The sequence below is a fragment of the Anabaena sp. AL93 genome, assembly GCF_001672085.1.
In the GTDB taxonomy this organism is placed as follows: Bacteria; Cyanobacteriota; Cyanobacteriia; order Cyanobacteriales; family Nostocaceae; genus Dolichospermum; species Dolichospermum heterosporum.
Genome location: NZ_LJOU01000023.1, coordinates 1 through 24,071 on the forward strand (window position 1 = coordinate 1; position 24,071 = coordinate 24,071).

Sequence of the window (24,071 nt, forward strand, 5' to 3'; positions counted from 1 at the left end):
CACATCCCCCACATCCCTACATCCCCATAATTTCATATCCCGCATCTACATACAGGATTTGTCCAGTAATACCGCTTGCTAAATCACTGCATAAGAAAGCTGCTGTATTGCCTACCTCTAGTTGAGTGACGGTGCGACGGAGTGGTGCTACTTTTTCGACGTGATGAATCATATCCAAAATGCCACCAACGGCTGAAGACGCTAAGGTGCGAATAGGTCCAGCAGAAATACCATTGACGCGAATATTATCGGGTCCGAGTTCCGCTGCCAAGTAGCGAACACTGGCTTCTAAACCAGCTTTAGCCACACCCATGACATTATAGTTAGGAATTGCTCGAACTGCTCCCAAATATGTAAGAGTAATAATACTTCCGCCTTCAGTCATTAAAGGTTTAGCTGCACCGCTTAACTGTACCAGTGAATAGGTGCTAACTTCCAGAGCCGTATTGAAACCAGAACGAGAAGTTTGACTAAAACCTCCGGTCAAATCTTCTTTTTTTGCAAAGGCTAAACAATGCACTAGAATATCTATTTTCCCCCATTCTTGCCGGATGGTTTCAAAAGTAGATTGAATTTGCTCGTCATTTTCAACATTGCAGGGCAGAAATAGGCTAGGACTGAGCGTTTCTACCAATTCAGAAACTTTTTTTTCCATTTTACCCTTGTCATCTGGCAAGTAGGTAATGCCCAAATTAGCCCCGGCTTTGTGTAGTTGTTGGGCAATTCCCCAAGCGATAGAACGGTTATTGGCAATACCTGTAACTAGGGCATTTTTTCCAGATAGATTGAGCATAGAAATTGCTAATTTAATTCATCATTAGGAGCATACTAGAATCTGAGCCTAGTTTGACTGCATCGGGCTAGGGATTTTCCAAAATGCTCCATAAGCAAGCAGTAAGCCCCAAAAAATCATGCCCATGTTTACAAAAATTCTCAAGAAATTGACAATTTTTAGAGGCAAAACTTTTGGAGTATAATTGGTGAAACTACTTATCAATAATTACTAGCTAAACGGAACAACAATTATGTATCATTATAAACGGAAGGCTAGGAATTCCGCGTTTAGGTATAGGAAAAAACAGCAAGGTTAATGGTGATTTATTGATTTTTCGGGTGTATTCTTAGGTAATTAGTTTTTGTTTTTCTGGCATTGGGTAGGGGAAGGGAGAAATGATAGTGACACAAGATAAAGCCCTAGCAAATGTTTTTCGTCAAATGGCGACCGGGGCTTTTCCTCCGGTGGTGGAAACATTTGAACGGAACAAGACGATCTTTTTTCCGGGAGATCCTGCTGAACGAGTTTATTTTCTTCTCAAGGGTGCTGTGAAACTCTCAAGGGTGTACGAGGCAGGAGAAGAAATAACGGTGGCTCTGCTGCGAGAAAATAGCGTCTTTGGTGTGCTGTCGTTGCTGACAGGCAATAAGTCTGATCGATTTTATCATGCAGTGGCATTTACTACTGTAGAATTGCTTTCAGCCCCAATTGAACAAGTTGAACAGGCACTGAAGGAAAACCCAGAGTTATCAATGTTAATGCTGCGAGGTCTTTCTTCGCGGATTTTGCAGACGGAGATGATGATTGAAACTCTTGCTCACCGTGATATGGGTTCAAGGTTAATTAGTTTCTTGTTGATTCTTTGTCGAGATTTTGGCGTTCCTTGCGCTGATGGTATTACCATTGATCTGAAGTTATCCCATCAGGCGATCGCTGAGGCAATTGGCTCTACTCGCGTTACAGTCACTAGACTGCTGGGAGATCTACGCGAGAAGAAAATGATTTCCATTCATAAAAAGAAGATTACTGTGCATAAACCTGTTGCTTTAAGTAAGCAATTTACTTAAAAGTTATGGGTAAATGGAGTTGGCACGGCTTCTATTTTTGAGGTAATACGGTCTTAGGGTCTCCCTAAGTAGCGTCACTACCATAGAGATTAAACCGTTAATGTGGAGGAAAGTCTCAAAATTGTATAATTCCTACTTTGGCCTAACTCCATTTACTCACAGACAATGGTTGAACGTAGTAGGCTGTATCGGTCAGCATTGCGGTAGTTAAAAATGGCCACCGGGTACATCCTTATTGCAGCAATTCTTATTTTGGGAGGCGTAATTGCTACCGTTGGCGATCGCATCGGCACACGAGTTGGCAAAGCTCGTCTCTCACTTTTCAATTTACGTCCGAAAAAAACTGCTGTAATTGTGACTATTTTTACAGGCGGTCTAATTTCTGCATCAACTTTAGCAATTCTCTTTGCGGCTGATGGCGGATTGCGAAAGGGCGTATTTGAATTAGAGGATATTCAAAGAGATTTGGGGAACAAGCGGGAACAACTAAAAATCGCAGAAGCGCAAAAAAGTCAGGTTGAGAGTGAGTTAAATAAAGCCAAACAAGAACAAAGTCAAGCACAGGAAGAATTACAGAAAATTAATAAGTCATTACAGGCAGCAAATACTAAACAAAAGACCACACAAGCTCAACTCAATCGCACTCTTAATCAGCAAGCCAAAACCCAAGCCCGACTTAATGCAACTCAAAGCCATCTTGGTGGAATTGTGATTCAGTATCAACAGGCAAGAAGTGAATTACAAACTCTTTATAATCAGCGACAAACATTACAAACGGCAGTAGAAGAGTTAAAGGCGGAACGGAAAAGATTATACGCTGAAGCAAAACAGGCAATTGATGAAGCGAAGACGGTAATTGAAAAACGCGATCGCAAAATTGTTAAATTAGATAAACTTATTCAAAATCGTAACCTCGAAATTAAACAGCGGGAAGAAGTTATTATGACTAGAGAATCTCGCTTAAAAGAATTAGAGAAACAACAACAATTTTTAGAGCAGGAAGTAGCCAGACTAGAAAAATATTATCAGTCCTACCGTGACCTCCGCTTGGGTAAACTAGCCTTAGTAAAGGGTCAAGTAATAGCGGCAGGATTAATTACTGTAGACAAGCCTGATGCAGCACAGCAGGCAATTATCCAAATTCTTCAGGAAGCTAACCGCAATGCCAATATTCAATTAACTGAACCTGGTGCTATTCCGGCTAATAAAGAAATACTCCGTGTCACTAAAGATCAGGTTAAAGCACTAGTTGCACAAATTAAAGATGGTCGAGAATATGTAGTCCGAATTTTCTCCGCAGGTAACTATGTCAGAGGTGAAAAGCAAATAGAATTTTTTGCAGATGCAGCGAGAAATCAACTCGTATTTTCATCAGGGGAAGTGCTGGCTACTACTACAGCGGATTTAAAAAATATGACATCTGAACAAATGCGTCAACGCTTAGATTTACTAATTTCCGCTTCCCAGTTTCGCGCCCGCAATGCGGGAATTGTCGAAAGTGTCCAAATAGAAGGAACTTTTCCGCGCTTTGTTACCCAATTACAGCAAACGGAACAGGAAGTAGAAATCAAAGCTGTAGCCGCAGAAAATACTTATACTGTAGGTCCGCTAAGAGTCAAGTTAGTAGCCCTCTTGAATGGACAAATTCTTTTTAGTACGTGAAGAATTTAATTAAAGATTGAAAATTACTACAATCAATATTGGGCGCAGACCCTGCGCCCCTACGTAAATAATGACTAATACACAACCTGTAATTTTAGGATTTGATCCCGGTCGTGATAAATGCGGGATTGCGGTGATGGGATTGGATAGACAACTATTTTATCATCAAGTTGTTTTGGCAAATGAGGCGATCGCTAATATTGAAACACAACTGCAAAAATTCCCTGTATCCTTAATGGTGATGGGAGATCAAACAACGGCTAAAAAGTGGAAACAGCAACTTAATCAGGAATTAAGCAAACCCACCAATATCATTTTAGTTGATGAACGTTATTCCACTTTACAAGCACGCGATCGCTATTGGCAGATGTATCCACCCCAAGGCATCACTAAACTATTACCCAAGGGTTTGCGTCAACCCCCCCGGCCAATAGATGACATTGTGGCCATTCTCCTGATTGAACGATATCTTAACCGACTAACTGACAACTAATTTACAATTCAGCCCGAATTGTAAAAGCATAATCCCCTCCAGGTTCTAACTGATAGTCCTGTTGTTCTAAAAACCGCCCTAGAGGTTCTTTGATTAAAGCACGACCCTGGGAAGGCTTTACAGAAAGTTCTCCCCGACGGAAATGCCACTGGAAATGCCACTGAAAATTACCGGCGCTAACTTCACCTTCAAGAAAGCCTTGTTGCCAAGATTGGCGGGTAACTCTCACATGAGCAGTAGTTTCTGGCAGACGTTTAGCACTCACGCTTGTTTGATGTCACGTATGGGATAAAAGCCAATTATTTATGTAGGCTACTTATTCTATGTACCAAAAATAGCTTAATTCTACAAACTAATCAAAACAAGATAAGTTAGTAAAGTCCAGTTTCTTAACTACTCTTTTGTGGTCAAATTACGATAAAAGCAAGATAATAATGCAATTATTACATAAAACTATTTGTGAAGAGTGTGCTTTTTATATCAAATTAGAATGCACTCACCCTGATGAGTTGGGAGTTAATTGTGCTACTGTCACTTTCTGTAATTCATTCACTCCAGCGGTAGAAATTGATAGTCCTTGCGTGTCTTTTGGTAATGATGATGAATATTAATTTATACAGTGCGTAAGTCCTATAAACTTACGAATCTCTAAGGGACTTCCAATTAAAAAAATACCCAAAAATTTCTCGTGGTGCGGGACGAAAAGCCCGCTAATCATCAAGGACGGGCAGGATGCCCATCCCACAAAATTGGGTAATTTATTTTTTGGTGTTCCCTAAGTCCAAATCAATAAACTCGCAATTTTCTAATAAATAATGTACAATATAATGTATGCACTAAGTATACTTCTAAATTGTGTCAACTAAAATTCGCAAACAGATTTATATCCAACCAAGTCAAGAACATCTACTCAAAGAGATTGCACAACAAACAGGTATAAGTGAAGCCGAGATTATTCGTCAAGCCATTGACCTTCATCTTAGTGAAATCACTGTCCCCCAAACCGATATCTCATTGTGGGAAGCCGAAAGAGAATTTATTGCACAAATCAAAACTCGACCTGTTCAAGCTGGAGGTAGGGACTGGAAGCGGGAAGATCTTTATGAACGGTAGAGTCTTTATTGATACGAATATTCTAGTGTACATCTACGATTCATTAGATACGATAAAACAGGAAAAAGCGATCGCAGTTGTTGATAGGTTAATTCGTTCGGGGAAAGCAGTAATTAGTCCCCAGGTGATAGGGGAGTTTTTTATGGCTACAACCCGCACTAGGCGATCGCTTTTAACTCCTGCTGAGGCACTGGTGCGAATGCGTAACTACTTAGCAGTTTGCCATATTGTTGATATGACAAAATTAATCTGCCTAGAAGCGATTCGTGGTGTAGAAAGCCATAACTTTAGTTTTTGGGACGCGCAAATTTGGGCAACAGCAAGACTTAATCAAATTGAAGAAATTTACAGTGAAGATTTTCCATCAGGTGCAACTGTTGAGGGTGTAAAGTTTACAAATCCTTTTAAACTGAATGATTAATTATGCTTTATACACCTCCGAAAATTAAATGTGCGTCGTTTGAACCCCTTGTAGAGACGTTCCATGGAACGTCTCTACAAGCTTTACCGGAGAAGTCTTTTATACACTTCCAATGAAAATAACCAACACCTAAAAAATAATATACAATAATAGGAATCCGGTTTGATTCCTGATAGCGTTCACGTAGTGTGCCGAAGGCATAGCGTGGCGTTAGCCATATATACTTGTGTGGTCAGGGAACAGGAAAGACAGAATTAATACCTACTGAGTCTTGTATGGCTACGCCACGCAGGCTATCAAAAATCGGCGTTGCTGAATTAGGGTATGAAATTGAAAAATCAATGATTTCAAACTCTTACTCTCTGCGACTGGAGAGCCTCTGCGTGTTCGCGCAGCGTGCCGTAGGCATAACAAAATCATACTCTTAACCAGCAACGCCTCTGAGGTATTTAACGAATGTTATCAAGATGCCAGAAAACAAGCTGCGTTGGAAACAGGGTTATGACTTGAAATCTTTCCCGTAGACTCTCTATTCACTACAGAAGAAAGTTTAAATCAAGATTATTTACCAGAACAATATTAATTGTTCCTTATCTTCCTTTGTGTTTTTGTGCGAAACAGAACTCAACTCATGCAACTATCATTAATTAAATATCCCATCTTGGGGATCATAAGTTTATTATTATTAGCTGTTAATATCAAACCAGTATTTTCCAATTCTCCCCCTACTCTAATACTGGCACAAGCCACAAATAGTAAAGCGGCTACAGATTCTTTAAATCAAGGGTTACAAGCGATTCAATTGGGAAAAATAGAAGCAGCAATTACCGCTTTTCGTCAAGCTATTAAACTAGATCCTAAATTAGCAGCAGCGCATTATAACTTGGGTTTAGCACTGCGACAATCGGGAAAATTACAACCTGCGGCAGATGCTTTTTATCAAGCTACCCAAGCTGATTCTCAATTTGCTTTAGCTTTTGCAAATTTAGGTGGGGCGCTATTAGAAGGAAATAATTTAAAATTGGCGCAAGATTATTTAAATCAGGCTTTGAAGTTAAATCCAAATCTGGGTTTTGCCCATTATAACATGGGGTTGCTGAAGGAACAGGAGAAAAATTGGGCAAGTGCGATCGCTTCTTTTAAAAAAGCTAGAAACTATAGTCAAAATGCTCCCGAACCAGCATATCATTTAGGTATCTGTTATTTGCAACAAGGGAAAACTGAACAAGCAAAAGCAGCTTTTAATCAAGCAATTCAAATAAATCCCAAATATGCGGAAGCACACTATAATCTTGGCTCAATTTTGTTTAATCAAGGTCAATTAAATGAAGCTTTAGCAGCTTTCAGAAAATCAGCCGCAGCTAATTCTACTTATGCTAACGCTTATTATGGTGCAGGATTAGTTTTTATGCAGTTGAAACAATACAAGGAAGCTGTACAAGTCTTCCAATATGCTCAAGATTTATATAATATTCAAGGTAATTTACAGTGGGTGAAAAATTCCCAGGAGTTATTACAACAATTGAAAAACTTAAATAAGTAGGTAGGGACGTTATCGGGAACGTCTCTACTCTTTCATCAGGTACTAATCCAATATTTTCTCAGCTTTTGGACAGATGAATAAATCTAGAGAAATAAGTAGAAGTTAATTAAATAAGTAACGGAGTAGAGACATGACTAAAACTAAAACTCAAGAACCTATTAGCAATTTAGAGTATGATTTTATCAGCGTCCTGCATACTAAAGCCGTAGCAGTTCAAGCTTATGAAAATTATATCAAAGATGCCAAAGAAGCTAATTCTCAACCCTGTGTAGAACTTTTCCAAAAATTACGGCAATCGGAAATTGAACAGGCGCACGAAATTCGTCATCATCTCCAAGAAGTGATGCAGAAAGGCAAGATGTAATTAATGCTGGGGGCAGGTTTAAGAGATTAATGACTTAAACCCACCCCTAACAATTAACGAATATACTCTTTCAATACGCTATTGCGATTAGGATGGCGTAATTTACGGAGTGCTTTAGCTTCGATTTGGCGAATGCGTTCGCGGGTAACGTTGAAAATCTGACCGATTTCTTCCAGAGTTTTCATGCGCCCATCATCTAAACCATAGCGAAGTCGGAGAACGTCTCTCTCCCGAGGACTGAGACTATCAAGGACTTTTTCTAGGTCTTCCCGCAGCAAGTTCTTAGAAACTTGATCTTCTGGAGTTTCACCATCAGATTCAATGAAATCACCTAAACGAGAATCTTCTTCTTTACCGATAGGTGTTTCTAAAGAAATTGGTAACTGGGCAGATTTGGCAATAAACCGCAGTTTCTCGATGGTCATTTCCATACGAGTTGCAATTTCTTCTTCTGTGGGTTTGCGTCCCATTTCTTGAGATAGGAGTTTGGTAGTTTTCTTAATCCGAGAAATGGTTTCGTAGAGATGAACCGGTAAACGGATAGTGCGGGACTGATCAGCGATCGCTCTTGTAATTGCTTGACGTATCCACCATGTAGCGTAGGTAGAAAACTTATAGCCTTTTTCGTGATCAAACTTTTCAGCAGCACGAATCAAACCCAAACTACCTTCTTGAATCAAGTCTTGGAAGGACAAGCCCCGATTCATGTATTTTTTGGCAATGGAAACTACAAGTCTCAAGTTCGACTGTACCATCTTGTCTTTCGCTCTCCGTCCCACGTGCAGACGGTAACGAAAGGTTGGTAATGGCAATGATACTTCTGCTGCCCATTCGCTGTCTCTAGGATCGCGTTCTAGGCGTTCACAAAGCCTTTCCCGCGCCCGTTCTAATTCCAGTAACTCAGCGATTTTCCGCGCTAGTTCAATTTCTTCGTCTGCGCGTAACAAACGAATCCGTCCAATTTCTTGCAGGTACAGACGAATTGAATCTTCTGTATAGTGCTTTTTCTTGGCGATTGGTGTCCGACGACGCGATTTAGCGGCTTTTCCAGACTTTGCGTCGTCCTCATCAGACTGAGGCTCTAAAAAATCATCAATTTCGCCGTCATCAGTCAGCAATAAGTCCTCTTCTTCTATTAAGAGTGCTTGTAATTCGATCTCAGGCGGATTTATCATTTCTAGGTCAGGCTGATAAATATTATCGAGTACGTTGTTAGCCTGGTTCATGCCGCGTTCCTCATGCTCCTTGCAGAATCAGTTACTGAAGACATTGCGATTACTTTTAGTGTGGAGTAATCTGTGAACCGAAAATCGGGTTTTGGCTAGTTAACCTCAGATATTTTCGGTGATTTTTTTCCTGTTTGATGCAGGATTGTTGAGTAAAAGTGGCAAATATCACTTTGAAAGCGAATTGGCCGCTTTTTTTAATTGTCATACCCGATCATCCTACATATCACTTTTGATTAACCGAATCTATAAACCTAGATCCATCTTTTTCAAAAAGTTTCCCGGTGCGGATACAGTGTATGACATTTAGCAGATTTAACTGTAAATACTGTTCCAATTGTAGCCTGTTTCACAAAAATTACACTCTTTTCGTGCATTATTTATGAACTTATTTACTAAGATTAAGCCACCTTTATCAAAAAGACATTAAAAATGGTGGTAATACCATTAAATCTTGTCGAAAACTTTTGGGTTGGTCAGTGGCATTCTTATTAAATTAAAAGGTAGGCACACTTGCTGCTTTATAAAACTTATACAAATTGTTCCTAACTGAACAAATAGTATTTATGTTCTGCTTGAACTTAGTCCGAAGGCGGATATTTGTTTACAGATATTAGTTCTGGTTGAACTAATTGTACATATTCACTATTAGCTAGTGATTGGTGTTTGTTTCCAGGCACTAACTCTTGTATATGCTATACCAAGAACTTGAACTAAGGAGTTAAAGTTATGGCATATTTTTAGCGAGGTAAGAGATGAATTAAGATTTCTCTCGATTTAGCCTTATTCACACATTAGCGCAGAGTTGAGATTTCTACCCTGTGCAACTTGACAAACTGTTCTTATGGTATGCAACGATATTTTAATCAGGTGATAAATAATATTGCTGCTAAAGTTGCCCAAAGATATATTTGGGTAAATTAACGTATGTCAATTGTAGTTATGAATACTTCGGATTTTAAGAAGGTGGCTGTCATCTGGTTATGAAAAGTTTTGTGTATACTTACTCAGCTTTGCTTTGTAGATAATATCTAGTTGCGCTTTATAAGCATAGCAAATGCTTTCCCCCTTTGTGGAGAAAATTTATGATTTTTAGGGAAAAATTTATCGAGAAAGGGAACGGGGGAGGTAGATCCGTAATTACCAATCACCCATTACCCATTACTCATTACCTTAGATATCTAAATCTGTCATATTCAGTTTAGAACCATAGGTTTCAATGAATTCCCGGCGGGGTGCAACGCGATCGCCCATAAGAATGGTAAAAATCCGATCAGCTTCGGCTGCGTCTTCAATTTCCACTCGTTTGAGGGTACGGGTTTCTGGATTCATGGTGGTTGTCCAGAGTTGTTCTGGCATCATTTCTCCCAGACCTTTAAAACGTTGAATGGTATAGTTAGCATTGCTGGGAAGAGTACCTAGATGTTGTTGCAATTCCCGTTCGCTATAACAATACTGGTAATTTTTACCCCGTTCGACTTTGTACAAGGGAGGACAAGCGATATAGATGAAACCTTGTTCAATCAATGCCCGTTGATAACGATAGAAGAAAGTTAACAACAGCGTGCGGATGTGCGCCCCATCTACGTCAGCATCAGTCATTAATACTACGTGATGATATCGTAACTGCGAGGCGTTGAATTCTTCACCTTTGACACCTAAACCCAGTGCGGTAATTAAGGCTTGAATTTCGTTATTTTTATAGATTTTGGCATCGTCGGTTTTTTCAATGTTGAGGATTTTACCACGCAGAGGCAGAATTGCTTGGGTTCGGCGATCGCGTCCTTGCTTTGCACTATTGTGAACAAATACACCACTGGCTAAAGCGAAGTTATGTGTTTGCGGAACTTCGATATCGTAAACGTCTACCTGTTCTGCTAAACGTTCAATACTGACAATGCGGTGATTGTAATTAGCAACAGCTTCATAGGCTAACGCTGGATTACCATCGAAGTAGCGTTGACAAAAATTATCAAACCGTAATAAAGACTTGTCTTTTGTTTGTTGACGGTACGTATTATAAGCTTCTAAATCAAGCTTACCTTGCTCAACTTCAATCTGCTTGAGGACAGTAATAGTTTTGCGATAGTAGGTTTGCTGCAAAGTAGCATGACGTTGGGCGCGAAATTCAGGTGTCCATTGCTGCTGTGTTTTTTCTCGCCGCCATGCCAATAAAGCTTCATTTTCCCATTGTTCCTTAGCCAAAAGTGATTGAGTTTCACGGGCTTGGGGATTATTAGCAAAATAGGCGCTAACTCTTTGGGATTGGGCTAACCGATTAGCTTCATCACTCCAATAGTCTTGCTGTGCTTGATTGAGGCGTTTATGGTTTTCCTGACGATAAGTTTGGTTATTGTCATAAAACTCTCTCCATTTGCCCAGCATATAACTTTGATAGGCTTCATCTTGCCATTGTTCCTTAGCTTGTGCTGACAAAATTTGCTGCGTTTCCGGCTGCTGCATTCTTTGACTCATCTTGACACGAAATTCTTTACCTTGACGAGTTTTCCGGCTCTTTTCAATTACATCTTGACGATGTAATGTTTTTTCAATATGAGCGCGATGCAAAGCTAAGTGTGACTCAACCGATAACCGCTGTAAATTCGTAGGGTTATTATTACGCTTGTTGAAATCAAGATGATGGCAGTGTTCTCCATCTGTTAGCTGATAAACACCTAAATAACGGTTATACCAATCCGCTAAGGTATGGGTAAACAACCAAGAATCAGAACGGGGATTCCAAACCATTTCATAACCATCAATGGTAATCCCTGGATTGCTGATATCAGATATTTGCCGATATAGAGGCATGAGGGAATCATCAGGGGTTAATAATGCGGCTTGCTTGTAACTGCCATCGCGTAACATGAAGCGATGATCTGGTGTGCAAACAATTGTTTCGCCATTATCCAATGTCACCTTAATGACTTCAGCATTGGCTTTAGTCATGCGGGGGTTAATAATCCGTTCTACCCCAATAGTGCCATCATTACGAATGGTGTAGCAAAAATGCTCTTTGCCGATTGCTTGTTCGGCGACGATTTCTTTAAAACTGAGCGATCGCCCATCAACTAATGCTACTAATGTATCACCATGAAAACAGCCTCCCGCTGAATCGCCTTCCACGATGTATATTTCAGACTCAGCCGGATCACGAGAACTACAATCTGCTAACTTACCAGGTAGAGGAGAGGATTCTAATACTGATTTCCGACGGACTAATTCCCGCGCATGACGGGCAGCTTCAGCAGCTTTAAACGCTTGGATAGCTTTATCTAAAATAGCATCAGCGATCGCCGGATGAAAGTCTAGATATTCAGTGAGAACTTCCCCCACAAAAGAATCAACGATACCGCGAACTTCTGTATTTCCCAGTTTAGTTTTAGTTTGTCCCTCAAATTCAGGATCAGGGACTTTAACAGAAATTACAGCAGTTAGACCTTCACGGACGTGTTCACCACTGAGGTTAGATTCATTCTCTTTAATTTTATTCCGTTTGCGAGCGGTTGCATTTAATGTCCGAGTTAAAACGGCTTTTAAACCTTCTAGGTGTGTACCACCATCAATAGTCCGAATATTATTAGCAAAGCCGAGGACATTATCTGTATAAGCATCAGTACACCACTGCAAAGAAACTTCTACCTGGACGTTATTACGTTCCCCTTGGACATAGATAATTTCTTCATGGAGAGGTTGCTTCTCACGGTTCATGTAGGCGATATATTCTTTAATACCACCCTTGTACTCATAAGTTTCTATTCTCGGTGTATCGCTTTTAATGATTTCTAAACGATGATCGGTAAAAGTAATTCTGACACCTGCATTTAAGTACGCTAACTCGCGCAATCTTCCTGATAAAGTAATGTAATCGAATTCTATGCTGGTGGTAAAAATTTGTGTATCTGGCTTGAAGGTAATAGAAGTACCAGTTCTATCTTCTTTGTAAGGCGTTGCTACCAATTCCGTAACAGGGAAACTCCGTTCATATCGTTGGGTATGTACCTTGCGATCGCGCCAAACCGTAACTTCTACAAACTCGGACAGGGCGTTAACAACCGAAATCCCCACCCCGTGTAAACCACCGGAAACTTTGTAGCCACCACCACCAAACTTACCACCAGCGTGGAGAACAGTTAACACAGTTTCTAAAGCTGATTTTCCGGTTTTTGGGTGAATATCTACGGGAATACCCCGACCATCATCTGTTACTGTCACAGAACCATCAGCATTAATATCCACTTCAACATGGGTACAGTGACCCGCCAAAGCTTCATCAACAGAGTTGTCCACTACCTCGTAAACTAAATGGTGGAGTCCTCGCGGACCTGTAGTACCAATGTACATCCCTGGTCGTTTGCGGACGGCTTCCAGACCTTCCAGAACTTGAATCTGATCGGCGCTGTAACTGCTCGTCATGAAAATTCTCCTGATGCTTGGGGTTAATATCGCCAAAAGGCTAAAAAAGTCAAATCACCCCAACATTATAACACAAAAGCCTTCCTGCCGTCTGTAGCGCGATTTTGTGAGAAGTTTATTAGGGGTTGTAACCCTAATGGGAATTCAAGAGACAATTACCTGTTCCCAGTTCTTCTTCCCAATGACTAAGTAGGTTGGCGTTGAAAATTGTCGTTATGGCAAGGCAAAAGGCAAGAGGCAAGAGGCAAGAGTGAAGAGGGTTTGGGCGATTTTACGTTTCTTTACACAGTTTGGTTTTATTGTGTTCACCTACTTAATGACTAATAACTAATGACCAATGACTAAATTAATTGTAATTTGTGGAGCGACAGCGACGGGTAAATCTGGTTTGGCTTTGAGTTTAGCACAAAGGTTAAATTCTGTAATTCTTAGTGCTGATTCTCGTCAAGTATATCGTGAGTTTGATATTGGTACGGCTAAACCAAATATGGTTGAACAAAAATCAGTTCCCCATCATTTAATAGATATCTGTGAACCAACTGAAATAATGACATTAGCAAATTATCAGGAACAAGCACAAGCTTTAATTGCTAGATTGGGGGGTGAAACACTGTTGTTAGTGGGTGGAACTGGTTTATATATTCGTTCCATTGTGCAAGGAATGAAGATTCCCAGGGTTTCACCACAACCAGAATTGCGATCGCAATTAGAATCTTTAGGACAAGTTCAACTTTACCAGATATTACAACAAGTTGATGCGATCGCTGCCCAAAAAATTCATGCTCACGATTTGGTGCGAACTTTAAGAGCTTTGGAAGTTTATTATACAACTGGTATACCCATTTCTGAACAGCAAGGAGAAAACCCACCGGATTATCCAATTTTGCAAATTTGTTTAGATTCTGATGCAGAACATTTAGACGTGAGAATTCGCAAGCGAACTGAGCAAATGATAGCAGATGGTTTAGTTGGTGAAGTTGAATATCTTTGTCAAAAATATGGTACTGATTTATCTTTATTAAATACTTTGGGATATCAAGAAATCAAGCAATATTTAGCTGGTGAACTTTCTTTAGAAGAAGCAAAAGAATTAATTGTTTTACATACCAGACAATTCGCTAAACGTCAACGGACTTGGTTTAGACAATCTCCTAATCTTGAATATGTTAATATGGATAATTCTGATTTATTAAAAAGTGTTTGGCAACGAATTAATCAATTTGTCTGATAGCTGACGGGATGACAAAAAGAGTTAAGATGCAGACAGAATAAGGCTCATAAGTAGGTGAACACAATAAAACCAAACTGTGTAAAGAAATGTAAAATCGCCCAAACCCTCTTCACTCTTGCCTCTTGCATGAGTGCCTTGCCATAACGACAATTTTCAACACCAACCTACTTAGTTCTCTCAAGAGAACACCAAAAAATAAATTACCCAATTTTGTGGGATGGGCATCCTGCCCGTCCTTATATTTAGAAATGCCCATACCACAGTCAAAACTTTACTCCGTAAGGATTTTGTTATAATTAATTCTCAATTACCGTTGAACGCTTTGCAACTCTATGTCCCAGGTATTGCTCCCCCAATCGCTTCAGCAAGACTTACCACTTACTGCCCTTGCACCTATGCAGGATGTAACCAATCTCTGGTTTATGAAAGTCATTGCCCACTACGGTAGCCCTGACTACTTCTTTACTGAGTATTTTCGTGTCAATGATACCTCACGACTCAATCGGAAAATCCTGGCAGCAATTACCGAAAACGATACAGGTCGCCCGGTTTTTGCCCAAATGATTGGCGAAAGTATCCCCGATTTAGCCAGAACCGCAAAGGAACTCTGCGGCTATAATATCGCTGGAGTAGACTTAAATATGGGCTGTCCTGCGCCGAGAATCTATCGCAAAAATGTTGGAGGTGGATTACTCCGAGAACCGGAAAAAGTCGAGCGGATTTTGGGAGAACTGCGTTCTGTGGTTAATGATAGACCCTTAACGGTGAAGATGCGCTTAGGTTTTGAAAATACAGATAACTTTTATAAAATCCTAGATATAATTGCTGATAACAATATTGATTTATTGAGTTTGCATGGTCGCACGGTGAAAGATATGTATCACGGGGAAGTTAAGTATGATTTGATTGCGGAAGCGGTGAGACGGGTTAACTGTCCAGTGCTGGCTAATGGCAATATCAAATCGGCGACAACTGCCTTAGAAGTGCTTTCGCAAACAGGTGCAGCGGGGGTGATGGTGGGACGTTGGGCGATTGGAAATCCTTGGCTGTTTAATCAAATTCGTCAGGCTTTACGGGGAGAACAGATCACACCAGTGCCGTTAGCAGAGGTACGCAATTACATCGATCGCTTATGGCAAACCCCTACAGCTTCCACTATGCCAGAACGAGCGCGGATAGGCTACCTGAAAATGTTTCTAAACTACATTGCTTTAAATGTTGATACTGACGGTCATTTTCTGCGGCTGATGCGACACACCTCTACAGAGATAGAATTATTTAAACTCTGCGATCGCTTTCTCCTGACAGATTTAACGAAAACTTTAGCCCTAACACCCTCAACTATTCTTGTTTAAATCTAGTACAACACAGCGTAAATAAACCAACAATTCTCTATTCGGCGTTAGTGAATTTATCAGGCTTCGCCCCGCTTCGCTAACACGCAGAGGCGCAGAGTCGCAGAGAGTAAGAGATTGAGAAATAGAATTTTTGATTTTCATGCCTCAATATGGCTTCGCCACGCAGGCTATCAGCAACGCCCTCTATTCAAAGCCAGACAGCAACCTAGTTCCTGACTCCTGAATTCTGCTGTATTTAATGAATGGGTACGACAGGACTCGAACCTGTGACCGTCCGCTTAGAAGGCAGAATTTATTTATCTAAAACCCAGTGTTAGTAATGGTTTTGGCCACATCTAAAATAATTGATCTAATTTTGATCTACCTTATTAATGCTGTAATAATTTTTAACAAAGTTGTTCATATTTGTAATGCCCACTAATCCTACACAACCTGTTTAGATTCTGATCAATCCTAACCTTCTTGATAAAAGCTAGGATTCCAATTAATTAAAAATCTATTTCCTCGCGGATTTGCTTATAACGACGTAAATCGTTTTGATTTCTTGCTGTTATTTCATTTAACTTTTCAAGAGCTTTATCAAGGTTCTGAGTGTTATAAATACAATATTGTCTACCCTTTTCAAATACACTATAAAAGCCTGTTAAACCAATACTTTTGCCATATTCTGTCAAATCTGTACACCATTTGACATAAAGGTTATTGCCTACAGCAGCTAATTCATGCTTGATTAATTCATCTTGTCTGATTCTATTACCTCTAGCGATTCCTACGGAGCGCTTCGCTATCGCTGAATTTAAAGCTTGCTCACGAGATTGAGAAGAAAAATCAAAATCTTCACTCAAAACTAGCTTATCATTGAGATATATGTCGTAAGAAAATACATTCATTTTCGCTGATTCACGATAATACTGGCGAAGATTACGGATAGAACCTTTGATTTCTGGATGCTGGTAAAACATTCATTTAAACCTTGGTAAAATATGAAAAACAAAATAAATTTTATCTTGACCAATAAAACCGTCACGTTTACCATTAATTACTTTAATCATAATTTCCTTTATTTTATTCATTAATTCACTGCCAGAATAAACTAGCAGTAATGTTACATTATCTATTCATCCTTATCATTTAGATGATTAGAAATTACTCTCACAAGACTGTCAATATTTGATTGATTAAGCATTTTATTCTTGACTATCAAATCAAATATATAAATTGACTGCATGGGGTTTAGTTGTTTGAGCTTTTTAACAACATCACTCCAAACACCATTAATGATTTTGTTTGACAATTCTTCAGCAAAACACCAAGCTTCTGATGCTTCAAGATACATTTGATTCACCTCTTGTCTAAACTAAATTATTTAGAATTTCATTGTTTGGCAAACAAGCTCTTGAATCCAGAATCAGAATCAGGCGATTCCTCCCAGTGAAAGCGATTGCTGAAAGTTCCTACAATTGTAATGCGATTCCTACGGAGCGCTTCGCTATCGCTCAACTTAACTACTGTATAATTCCCATGAGGTGAAACACTTTTTACTTCACATTCAATTCCTGCAAAATTGATTCTGTTCATGATATAATTCTATTACTACTAAAACACCCTAAATAACAGGGAATAGCCTCTAAATATTCCCATTTTTTCAATTCCAAGTATCCTAGCTATCGAGCCATTTCAAGTTATCTTAGAATGGCTTGTTTCTTAGCAGTATACACAAAACTTTCTAATTCTAGCTGGATAGAAATTGCAGACTGTTCAAGAGAATCGCTAGGATATTTTGCGGATAAGTTTCTAATTTTCTCCAAGATTTCTGCGACATCATTTTCAAGCATCTTCAAGCTATTACTGTCCATTGGTGGTTCAACTGATTTAACTAATTTCATGGCTTTAAACAACAACAGCAAACTCTAAAGGCGGTAGCACAGAAATAATTTTGTTATGATTACCTGTATTGATTACTTCGCTGGAATTGGTGCGTGGGAATTAGCTGCTGAAATTCTTGAACAAATTTATGGTTATCAGGTTTTCACAACTTACCAATTTGCAGAAATTCTCCTTGAAGCTCAACAAGTATTACGTTCGCACTATTCACTAATTCCTATTCACTCTGATATTAAAACTTACACACCGCCGCAAAATATAGATGTCTATTTCGTTTCCCACCCATGCACAGGCACATCTAACGCAGGTAAAAGAACCGGACTTGCACACCCAGAGTCAAACTTATGGTTTGAAGCCCTCCGGTGTATCTGCATTGGCAAGCCCAAATTTGTCGTTATTGAGCAACCTGAAGGATTTATCCATAGAGGATTACGAGCGTGTCTTGGAGGACTCAGAATGGCAGGATACTCTACAGAAGTTGAAATTATCTCGGCATCGCAGCTTGGCGCACCCCACAGACGAAGCAGAGTCTTTGTTATTGCCCACACCAACGACTTATCCTTGCAGCAACGGGAAGGGTGGAAATGCTGGGATGAACAAATTGGAATGGACATTGAAACAACAAGGTCGTTTGGAGAGCGATAGCGAAGCGCTGCTGCAAGCAGTTCGCAAGCTTTCAATAGAAGTATGCCTATGGTTAATGGGATTTCCCCTTGGTTATCTGGATTGTCTTATTCAGGGTGGTGGAAAATCAATAAACCCCCGCTCGATTGTGGAGTTCCCAGAAACACGCCGGGACGTAGAGAAGCAATTAATTTAATTGGTCGTTCAATTGTGCCGTTACAAGCAGCAATTCCTTTGATGAGAGTAAAGTTTTTAGCAAGTCTAGGGGGTAAATGAGCAATCGTACAGAAAGTTACGCTAAGGCTGTAACCCATACTGGATAAGCATTCTGTCAATCAATATTTTTGGTAATTCTCAACGTACCAATTAACCCAAACTTTATTTAGCACAGTAATTTACTACGGTACAGCAAGGGTTTGAGACTACTACTTTTCATAGGCTTCAATTGGTACAGTTTTTTTCTTGGCATCCAGGATGTTACCAGCATCTTATCAATTCCTTAGCGTAAGTTTCGGAATCACTGCTCATTTCACCCCGTACTCCTCGACAACAACTATCTTTTCAAATTGTTAAACAGGCAAGTTGAATATATCCATTTTGATGCTTTTAATTTTTCATTCTCAATTTATAGTTCCACGGTTTAAAGATATTCTCATCAATTGACAATTACAGCACTTCCCGGTGTTATGAGGTACACATCTAGCGATTAAGATGCCTATACCACGAGAGTTTCATTATTCAAGCTTGTACCTCATTACAGACGGAAGTGCTGTAAGTTTTTTCCGCGTGCCTTTTGTTAGGTATAAGCAACTTTTTTGGCTTTTATTGTTCTCGTAATGTATACGCGAACAAAATATTTTTGACTTTACCCCCTATCTCTCCTTAACCGAGCAGTATTGCGTCAGGTTGTATTGTCCTCTAGTCTTCCATCTTCCATGTGAATAACACGATCAGCTATGTCTAAAATTCGATCATCATGGGTAACAAGTAAAATAGTACAATGTTTCTCTTTGGCTAAAATTTGCATTAAATTAACTACATCTCTACCTGTTTTTTTATCTAATGCTGCTGTGGGTTCATCGGCTAAAATTATGCTAGGATGACTGACTAAGGCACGAGCGATCGCTACTCTTTGTTTTTGTCCTCCAGATAAATTATCAGGATAATAGTTTATTCTTTCACCTAAACCAACCTCTTTTAATATAGCTTCTGATTTAGCGATCGCTTGTTTTTTGCTAATATTTTCATGAAGTTCTATGGACATTTGTACATTTTCTCTTGCTGTTAAAAATGGTAATAAATTATGTGCCTGAAAAATATAACCAATATGACGACGTATTTGGACTAATTGCTCTTCACTTGCCCCATATAATTCTTGATTTAATTCTTGTAAACTACCATTTTGTACTGAGCGTAAAGCACCAATTAAGGAAAGTAAAGTCGTTTTTCCTGAACCAGAAGGACCTGTCAAAATTACAATTTCTCCTGCTTTAATTTCTAAATTAATATCAAATAATACCTGTTTTGTTAATTCTTTTTCACCATAAAAATGGTTTAAATCCTCAATTTTTATACTTGGGTTCATAACTAGTTAAAACTCCTAAATAACTATTAAAAAACTATTAAAAAATATCAGCAGGATCGGCAGATTTTAATTTAGCAACGGCAGTTGCACCAGAAATAAAACACATTAACATTGTTGTGATGAAAACAACTATTCCTCTTTCCCAAGTCATAACTACAGGTAAAAGAGTAGCTGCTTTTGTAAAATGATATTGAATTATCGCAATCAAAAAGCCGGGAATGTAGCCTAAAATAGCAATCAAAAAAGCTTGTTGTAATACCATTAATAAAAGATAATTATTACGATAACCAATAGCTTTTAATGTAGCATATTGAGGTAAATGTTCAGAAACATTAGAATAAAGAATCTGATAAACAACGACAATACCTACAATAATTCCTAATGCAACTCCTAAGTTAAAAATAAAGCCAATAGCTGTGCTAGTTTGCCAATAATTTTTTTCAAAGTTAATAAATTCTTGTTTACTTAAAATTTTCACATCTTTGGGTAAATACTGTTTAAGTTTTTTACCAAAATATTCTAAATTTGCATCAGATTTTAATTTAATAAAACCAATATCTATTATGCCTTTTTTACGGTTAGAAAAAATCCTTTGAAAATTCAAATGACTGGTGATTAAATTACCATCTGAACCAAAAGATGTACCTAATTGAAATAAACCAGCTACTGTGATTTTCCGATTATTTCCACTAGCTGTTATTTCAGTAATTACTGTTTTTTGTTTTTTAAATTCAGCAACAACTGGACCAAATTCACGTCTTGAACCTTGATCAAATAATACTTTGTCTGGTATTTTTAATTTATCTATATTTTCATGAACACCTGGTAAATCAAAAATTTGATCTCTAATATCAAAACCAATGATAAAAATATTCCGCCAATTATTTCTGGTTTGGGGATTTTTCCATTGACCAAAACCCAAATAAATTGGGGTAACAAAATCTACTTCTGGAAAAGCTAAAGTTTGAGTTAAACGACGTTCTGGAAAACTTTCCATAGCAATTAAAGCGGTACTACGAGGACTGATTAAAAAATAATCTCCATTTAATCCTTGATGTAAACGCACAGCACTATCAAATAAAGCATCACGAATACCTAACTGCATAAAAACAATAACTACGGCAAAAATTACGCCAGAAAGGGCGACAATTAATCTAATTTTTTGATATCTTAGTTGTAACCAAGCTGTGGGTAATTTGTTAAACATGATTGATTTTATGAGTGATGATTGAGATATTAAGTTTTAAAAGACCAAAAGGCGAATATAATTCGCTACTACACAAGCAAAGTCCACGTGAGTGGACTGATGAGAAACTTTTTGCCTATGTAGACGCTATTTCTCATCGCTTTACAAACATCCTCTAAGATATTAATTATTCGGTTTTCCAGGATTAATAATGACATTAACTTGTAAATTAGTCAACCGAGAAACTTTGATACTATCTTTTGGATTTAATTTAATTTTTACTTCCACAACTCTAGCATCTGCATCTGCTACGGGATCTGTTCCTAGTACATTTTTGCTACTAATTTCTAAGCCAATTTCATCTACAATTCCTGTTAATTCTTCAACAATACCATCAGATTTTATGGTGGCAATTTGCCCTAGTTTTACTTTATTAATATCGGTTTCATATATTTCAGTTGTGACATACATTTGTTGAGTATTACCAATCGCAACAATGCCTTTATTACTAATAAGTTCACCTGGCCAAGTGTGAATTTTAATAATTTGCCCATTTTGAGGGGAACGAACATAGGATAAATCTAAATTAGCTTGAGCAGTTTTGACGGCTTTTTGTGCAGCTTCTAATTGTGTATTTGCTAGTATTACATCCGTAGGTCTTACTTCTGATACTGCTGCTAAAGTTGCTTTTTCTTGATTAATTTGACGACTAACTGTGTTAACAGTACGATTAAGATTTGCGGTAGCTTGATTAATTTGCTCTTGTTTAGTGGTAATAATTTGATTTAAAGTTGATTTTGCTTCTTTTAGCTGATTTTCTTTGATTTCTTTTTGCAGACAGATATTATCTCTTTGAGAAGCGGAAACAGCACCATCTGTATATAAATTTTCATAGCGGTTACATTCTCTTTGGGCATTTTCTAATTCAGATTCAACTCTTTGAATGACGGCTTTTTGAGTATTCTTTTGTCCTTCTAAATCGTATTTTAAACTAGCAATAGTGGCTTTTTGGGTAGCAATTTGTCCTTGTAATTCGGCTTGAGTTGCTTGAAATTTGGATCTTTGAGCGGAAATTTCCCCTTGTTTTGCACCAGATTTTACTTGTTGTAAACGCGAATTAGCAACTTTAACATTTGTTTTAGCTTCTTCTAAAAGTGCGATGAGGCGATCGCTATTATCAAGAATAGCAATGATTTGTCCAGCATTTATTTGTTGTCCACGTTTAACTAAAAGTTTTTTAACTTTTGCACCTTCCATAAAAGCGGGGGCTGATAATTGAATGACTTCTCCCTGGGGTTCTAAATATCCTAAAGCTGCTATTGCTTGAGGAAGATTTTGATTTTGTGAAGAAACTGGTAAAGATGTTTGATTAGGTAACTGTTTTTTAACTATAGAGTAGGCGATCGCAATCACAAATCCTGAACTAACTATAGCAATAATTAAGGTAGTTGTACCACTCTTTTTAAAAGGATTGAATAGTTGCAAATTCATATTTACTCACGTTTTTAATTGCGTTATTATCTTAATATACCTTTAATGTGACAACAAATTTTTAAAGCAGCAAGCTTAAGAAACTATCTCTTTTGCACATAAATAACCACTAATAATTGTTCCCGTAAATCCATGTCCGGGATATGTCCAACTTGATGCAAAATACAGCCCCGGAATAGGAGATTTATTAGGTGGTCTAAATAATCCCGCTTGACTAGGTATAGCTGCAAATCCGTAGGGTGTACCTTGAGGATTTAATGTATATCTTTGAATAGTTTTTGATGTTGCTACTTCATAATGTTCTACCTCTTCACTAATACCCGGAATCTCTTTTTCCAAGCGTTCTAAAGCTATTTGAGCAATTGATTCTTTCTTTTTCTTGTATTCTTGTAAGCTAAGTCCTTCCCAATCTGATAAATGATCAACTAAGAAAAAACATCCGGTACTTTTACCAGAAGGAGCAAGTCCTGAATCAATTTGACTATAATCCACAAAAGTAAAGTTTCGCTTCTCATATTCGGCTGTATTATTAATATTAATATCATCTAAACTATGAATATCATCATTAAACCTAAACATAGAATAGCTTAAGTTGCCAAGTTGAGAAATTTCCTTTTTAAAACCCAAGTAAATAGAAATAAATGTACAACCAGCTACACAGTTTTTAATCTGCTTTTGTAAAAGATTATTTTCTGGAGCAGGAAGTAAATTTACAATATTAGGAATAGCTGCATTAGCTATAATAATTTGGGCGAAAAATTGTTTAACTGTTTTCTTTGATTTACTCTCGCACTCAATCCCGATAACTTTTCCTTGATTTGTCATTATTTTGGTTACGAGATGAGATAATAATATCTCCCCGTTATTCTCTTTAATTACAGAAGCTAAATAATTAGATAAAACTTGAGATCCACCTTTGATAAACCAAGATCCATGAAAATAACTAGATTGTGCAAAAGAGTAAAATACGAGAGACAATGTGTATGGATTTGTATGGTAATAATACATATTTCCACAAAGTAATAATTTTAAGTCTTGATCTTTGATAATTGAATCTAGGAAACTACCCAAAGTTTGCTTAATTGCCAAAGTTAAATTAGGGTAAAGAAAAGGAAATACAGGTATTAGTAAAAGTCGTTGCCAATGTTTTTCTGGTAATCTAGTTACTTCTTCATAAATGGCATTTATTTTCTGAAAAAATTTTCTGATACCTTTTTTTTCATGGGGAAATTTTTGGCATAGTTTCGCAATTGCTAATTCTGCATTAGCAGGAATTGTAAAATCAAGGCGATTATTTTTAAAGCGGTAAAATTCATCTATTTTAATAAATTCAACATGATCAAATACTCCTAATTCTGCAAATATTTTTTTCTTGGGATCTTTGTCATGTAGCCCATCAAGTTGATGTAATCCTACCTCAAAGGTGAAATCTTTGCGCTTAAAAATAGTAGCACATCCACCGACCACATAATGTTGTTCGACTAACAAAACTTTTCTCCCTTCTTTTGCAAGTTTTGCACCCGCAGTTAAGCCTCCTAATCCTGCTCCGATGATAATAACATCGTAATTATTGTTAATTGAAGGTTCTATTTGTTGTTCATTTTGTGGGTTCATTTTTGATTACCTCTGTTA

24 protein-coding genes and 1 tRNA gene are annotated in these 24,071 nt (G+C 38.1%); 12 read left to right on the top strand and 13 right to left on the bottom strand.

What is annotated here, in order from left to right; genetic code table 11:
• Positions 1-16 precede the first annotated feature (16 nt).
• Positions 17-793, bottom strand: a complete 777-nt coding sequence (fabI, locus tag AN486_RS07955) for an enoyl-ACP reductase FabI (protein WP_053538688.1) — start codon at positions 791-793, stop codon at positions 17-19.
• A gap of 377 nt (positions 794-1,170) precedes the next feature.
• Here fabI and ntcA point away from each other — a divergent pair, with 377 nt between their 5' ends.
• The 3 genes from ntcA (at position 1,171) to AN486_RS07970 (ending at position 3,997) form a co-directional block, all read left to right on the top strand.
• Positions 1,171-1,842, top strand: coding sequence for a global nitrogen regulator NtcA (gene ntcA, locus AN486_RS07960; RefSeq protein ID WP_027401174.1), 672 nt, complete (start codon positions 1,171-1,173; stop codon positions 1,840-1,842).
• Between the two features lie 213 nt (positions 1,843-2,055).
• Positions 2,056-3,504, top strand: a complete 1,449-nt coding sequence (locus tag AN486_RS07965; RefSeq protein WP_053538689.1) for a DUF3084 domain-containing protein — start codon at positions 2,056-2,058, stop codon at positions 3,502-3,504.
• A gap of 70 nt (positions 3,505-3,574) precedes the next feature.
• Positions 3,575-3,997, top strand: a complete 423-nt coding sequence (locus tag AN486_RS07970; RefSeq protein WP_027401176.1) for a pre-16S rRNA-processing nuclease YqgF — start codon at positions 3,575-3,577, stop codon at positions 3,995-3,997.
• Between the two features lies 1 nt (position 3,998).
• Here AN486_RS07970 and AN486_RS07975 read toward each other — a convergent pair whose 3' ends face one another.
• Entirely contained in the window at positions 3,999-4,262 is a 264-nt protein-coding gene (locus AN486_RS07975; RefSeq protein ID WP_027401177.1) for a DUF3146 family protein, read from the bottom strand.
• Between the two features lie 169 nt (positions 4,263-4,431).
• Between AN486_RS07975 and AN486_RS07980 the strand changes: the two genes are divergently transcribed.
• From AN486_RS07980 to AN486_RS08000, 5 genes are all read left to right on the top strand, one after another.
• Complete coding sequence (locus AN486_RS07980) at positions 4,432-4,608, top strand: hypothetical protein (protein WP_190382451.1); 177 nt, start codon at positions 4,432-4,434, stop codon at positions 4,606-4,608.
• A gap of 244 nt (positions 4,609-4,852) precedes the next feature.
• A complete protein-coding gene (locus tag AN486_RS07985) occupies positions 4,853-5,110 on the top strand; it encodes a ribbon-helix-helix domain-containing protein (RefSeq protein ID WP_290600048.1) in 258 nt (85 codons plus the stop codon).
• The gene (locus AN486_RS07990) at positions 5,100-5,531 is read left to right on the top strand and encodes a PIN domain-containing protein (RefSeq protein ID WP_290600049.1); all 432 of its coding nucleotides are present in this window, start codon (positions 5,100-5,102) and stop codon (positions 5,529-5,531) included. The genes AN486_RS07985 and AN486_RS07990 overlap by 11 nt, the downstream gene beginning before the upstream one ends.
• A gap of 631 nt (positions 5,532-6,162) precedes the next feature.
• Positions 6,163-7,074 carry a tetratricopeptide repeat protein gene (locus AN486_RS07995; RefSeq protein WP_290600050.1) on the top strand — a complete coding sequence of 304 codons (912 nt, stop codon included), beginning with the start codon at positions 6,163-6,165 and terminating at the stop codon, positions 7,072-7,074.
• Positions 7,075-7,204: 130 nt separating this feature from the next.
• The gene (locus AN486_RS08000; protein ID WP_027401182.1) at positions 7,205-7,438 is read left to right on the top strand and encodes a hypothetical protein; all 234 of its coding nucleotides are present in this window, start codon (positions 7,205-7,207) and stop codon (positions 7,436-7,438) included.
• A 53-nt stretch (positions 7,439-7,491) separates the two neighbouring features.
• On the opposite strand, the gene rpoD is transcribed toward AN486_RS08000, so the two are convergent.
• Positions 7,492-8,664, bottom strand: a complete 1,173-nt coding sequence (rpoD, locus tag AN486_RS08005) for an RNA polymerase sigma factor RpoD (protein WP_027401183.1) — start codon at positions 8,662-8,664, stop codon at positions 7,492-7,494.
• A 1,173-nt stretch (positions 8,665-9,837) separates the two neighbouring features.
• Positions 9,838-13,080, bottom strand: coding sequence for a DNA topoisomerase (ATP-hydrolyzing) subunit B (gene gyrB / locus AN486_RS08010; RefSeq protein WP_290600052.1), 3,243 nt, complete (start codon positions 13,078-13,080; stop codon positions 9,838-9,840).
• A 337-nt stretch (positions 13,081-13,417) separates the two neighbouring features.
• On the opposite strand from gyrB, the gene miaA reads away from it, so the two are divergent.
• Both miaA and AN486_RS08020 read left to right on the top strand, forming a co-directional pair.
• Positions 13,418-14,308, top strand: a complete 891-nt coding sequence (gene miaA / locus AN486_RS08015; protein WP_290600054.1) for a tRNA (adenosine(37)-N6)-dimethylallyltransferase MiaA — start codon at positions 13,418-13,420, stop codon at positions 14,306-14,308.
• A gap of 335 nt (positions 14,309-14,643) precedes the next feature.
• Positions 14,644-15,666, top strand: coding sequence for a tRNA-dihydrouridine synthase family protein (locus AN486_RS08020; protein WP_290600056.1), 1,023 nt, complete (start codon positions 14,644-14,646; stop codon positions 15,664-15,666).
• Between the two features lie 246 nt (positions 15,667-15,912).
• On the opposite strand, the gene AN486_RS08025 is transcribed toward AN486_RS08020, so the two are convergent.
• The 5 genes from AN486_RS08025 to AN486_RS08045 form a co-directional block, all read right to left on the bottom strand.
• Positions 15,913-15,978, bottom strand: a tRNA-Arg gene (locus AN486_RS08025).
• Between the two features lie 179 nt (positions 15,979-16,157).
• Positions 16,158-16,631 carry a hypothetical protein gene (locus AN486_RS08030; protein ID WP_290600058.1) on the bottom strand — a complete coding sequence of 158 codons (474 nt, stop codon included), beginning with the start codon at positions 16,629-16,631 and terminating at the stop codon, positions 16,158-16,160.
• A 152-nt stretch (positions 16,632-16,783) separates the two neighbouring features.
• The gene (locus AN486_RS08035) at positions 16,784-17,005 is read right to left on the bottom strand and encodes a hypothetical protein (RefSeq protein WP_290600060.1); all 222 of its coding nucleotides are present in this window, start codon (positions 17,003-17,005) and stop codon (positions 16,784-16,786) included.
• Positions 17,006-17,043: 38 nt separating this feature from the next.
• Positions 17,044-17,247, bottom strand: coding sequence for a hypothetical protein (locus tag AN486_RS08040; protein ID WP_290600062.1), 204 nt, complete (start codon positions 17,245-17,247; stop codon positions 17,044-17,046).
• A 104-nt stretch (positions 17,248-17,351) separates the two neighbouring features.
• A complete protein-coding gene (locus tag AN486_RS08045) occupies positions 17,352-17,555 on the bottom strand; it encodes a hypothetical protein (RefSeq protein ID WP_290600064.1) in 204 nt (67 codons plus the stop codon).
• Positions 17,556-17,610: 55 nt separating this feature from the next.
• Here AN486_RS08045 and AN486_RS08050 point away from each other — a divergent pair, with 55 nt between their 5' ends.
• Together AN486_RS08050 and AN486_RS08055 are read left to right on the top strand one after the other, a co-directional pair.
• Entirely contained in the window at positions 17,611-18,198 is a 588-nt protein-coding gene (locus AN486_RS08050; RefSeq protein WP_290600066.1) for a DNA cytosine methyltransferase, read from the top strand.
• Positions 18,199-18,240: 42 nt separating this feature from the next.
• Entirely contained in the window at positions 18,241-18,453 is a 213-nt protein-coding gene (locus AN486_RS08055; protein WP_290600068.1) for a hypothetical protein, read from the top strand.
• A 625-nt stretch (positions 18,454-19,078) separates the two neighbouring features.
• On the opposite strand, the gene AN486_RS08060 is transcribed toward AN486_RS08055, so the two are convergent.
• The 4 genes from AN486_RS08060 to AN486_RS08075 form a co-directional block, all read right to left on the bottom strand.
• The gene (locus AN486_RS08060) at positions 19,079-19,762 is read right to left on the bottom strand and encodes a DevA family ABC transporter ATP-binding protein (protein WP_290600070.1); all 684 of its coding nucleotides are present in this window, start codon (positions 19,760-19,762) and stop codon (positions 19,079-19,081) included.
• Between the two features lie 37 nt (positions 19,763-19,799).
• On the bottom strand, positions 19,800-20,969 hold the full coding sequence (devC, locus tag AN486_RS08065) for an ABC transporter permease DevC (RefSeq protein WP_290600072.1): 1,170 nt from the start codon (positions 20,967-20,969) through the stop codon (positions 19,800-19,802).
• Positions 20,970-21,131: 162 nt separating this feature from the next.
• A complete protein-coding gene (locus AN486_RS08070; protein WP_290600074.1) occupies positions 21,132-22,439 on the bottom strand; it encodes an ABC exporter membrane fusion protein in 1,308 nt (435 codons plus the stop codon).
• Between the two features lie 75 nt (positions 22,440-22,514).
• Positions 22,515-24,053, bottom strand: a complete 1,539-nt coding sequence (locus AN486_RS08075) for an NAD(P)/FAD-dependent oxidoreductase (protein ID WP_290600076.1) — start codon at positions 24,051-24,053, stop codon at positions 22,515-22,517.
• Positions 24,054-24,071: the final 18 nt, after the last annotated feature.

Coding starts and splice junctions, on each gene's coding strand:
- ntcA (WP_027401174.1), top strand. CDS start 1,171: ATGATAGTGACACAAGATAAAGCCCTAGCAAATGTTTTTCGTCAAATG.
- gyrB (WP_290600052.1), bottom strand. CDS start 13,080: ATGACGAGCAGTTACAGCGCCGATCAGATTCAAGTTCTGGAAGGTCTG.
- AN486_RS08040 (WP_290600062.1), bottom strand. CDS start 17,247: ATGAACAGAATCAATTTTGCAGGAATTGAATGTGAAGTAAAAAGTGTT.
- miaA (WP_290600054.1), top strand. CDS start 13,418: ATGACTAAATTAATTGTAATTTGTGGAGCGACAGCGACGGGTAAATCT.
- devC (WP_290600072.1), bottom strand. CDS start 20,969: ATGTTTAACAAATTACCCACAGCTTGGTTACAACTAAGATATCAAAAA.
- AN486_RS08030 (WP_290600058.1), bottom strand. CDS start 16,631: ATGTTTTACCAGCATCCAGAAATCAAAGGTTCTATCCGTAATCTTCGC.
- AN486_RS08050 (WP_290600066.1), top strand. CDS start 17,611: ATGATTACCTGTATTGATTACTTCGCTGGAATTGGTGCGTGGGAATTA.
- AN486_RS07980 (WP_190382451.1), top strand. CDS start 4,432: ATGCAATTATTACATAAAACTATTTGTGAAGAGTGTGCTTTTTATATC.
- AN486_RS08055 (WP_290600068.1), top strand. CDS start 18,241: ATGCCTATGGTTAATGGGATTTCCCCTTGGTTATCTGGATTGTCTTAT.
- AN486_RS08070 (WP_290600074.1), bottom strand. CDS start 22,439: ATGAATTTGCAACTATTCAATCCTTTTAAAAAGAGTGGTACAACTACC.
- AN486_RS08000 (WP_027401182.1), top strand. CDS start 7,205: ATGACTAAAACTAAAACTCAAGAACCTATTAGCAATTTAGAGTATGAT.
- fabI (WP_053538688.1), bottom strand. CDS start 793: ATGCTCAATCTATCTGGAAAAAATGCCCTAGTTACAGGTATTGCCAAT.
- AN486_RS07965 (WP_053538689.1), top strand. CDS start 2,056: ATGGCCACCGGGTACATCCTTATTGCAGCAATTCTTATTTTGGGAGGC.
- rpoD (WP_027401183.1), bottom strand. CDS start 8,664: ATGAACCAGGCTAACAACGTACTCGATAATATTTATCAGCCTGACCTA.
- AN486_RS07995 (WP_290600050.1), top strand. CDS start 6,163: ATGCAACTATCATTAATTAAATATCCCATCTTGGGGATCATAAGTTTA.
- AN486_RS08045 (WP_290600064.1), bottom strand. CDS start 17,555: ATGAAATTAGTTAAATCAGTTGAACCACCAATGGACAGTAATAGCTTG.
- AN486_RS07970 (WP_027401176.1), top strand. CDS start 3,575: ATGACTAATACACAACCTGTAATTTTAGGATTTGATCCCGGTCGTGAT.
- AN486_RS07990 (WP_290600049.1), top strand. CDS start 5,100: ATGAACGGTAGAGTCTTTATTGATACGAATATTCTAGTGTACATCTAC.
- AN486_RS08060 (WP_290600070.1), bottom strand. CDS start 19,762: ATGAACCCAAGTATAAAAATTGAGGATTTAAACCATTTTTATGGTGAA.
- AN486_RS08075 (WP_290600076.1), bottom strand. CDS start 24,053: ATGAACCCACAAAATGAACAACAAATAGAACCTTCAATTAACAATAAT.
- AN486_RS08020 (WP_290600056.1), top strand. CDS start 14,644: ATGTCCCAGGTATTGCTCCCCCAATCGCTTCAGCAAGACTTACCACTT.
- AN486_RS08035 (WP_290600060.1), bottom strand. CDS start 17,005: ATGTATCTTGAAGCATCAGAAGCTTGGTGTTTTGCTGAAGAATTGTCA.